Raw genomic sequence first — 581 nt, 5'->3', positions numbered from 1 at the left:
GACCTGTTCGAACAGGCCCGCAAGAGTGCGCCGTGCATCGTCTTCATCGACGAGATCGACGCCGTCGGCCGCAAGCGCGGCGTCTCGATGCAGGGCGGCAACGACGAACGCGAACAGACCCTCAACCAGCTGCTCGTCGAGATGGACGGCTTCGGCAGCGGCCAGGAGGTCATCATCCTGGCCGCCACCAACCGCCCCGACGTCCTGGACGCCGCGCTGCTGCGTCCAGGACGGTTCGACCGTCAGGTGGTGGTGGACGCCCCCGACGTGCGGGGGCGGGAACACATCCTGCGCATCCACGCGCGCAAGAAGCCGCTGGACGTCAGCGTGGACCTGAGCGTGGTGGCGCGGCGCACGGCGGGCATGGTGGGCGCGGATCTGGAGAACCTGCTCAACGAGGCGGCGCTGCTGGCGGCGCGGGAAGGACGCAAACGCATCACGGCGCGGGATGTGGATGAAGCGCGCGACCGGGTGCTGATGGGCCCGGAACGGCGCAGTCTGGTGGTGCGCGAAGCCGACCGCAAGGTCACGGCCTACCACGAGGTCGGTCACGCCCTCGCCGCCCAGCTGCTCCCCCACGC

General features: G+C 70.2%; 1 protein-coding gene. It reads left to right on the top strand.

Translation table 11 applies throughout. The features are described 5' to 3' along the window. On the top strand, nucleotides 1-581 hold a 581-nt coding region (locus IEY21_RS16730; protein WP_188905472.1), incomplete at both ends, for an AAA family ATPase.

Origin of the sequence: Deinococcus aerophilus (assembly GCF_014647075.1) — a bacterium.
Lineage (GTDB): Bacteria > Deinococcota > Deinococci > Deinococcales > Deinococcaceae > Deinococcus > Deinococcus aerophilus.
This window is presented reverse-complemented; position numbering and strand designations above follow the sequence as displayed.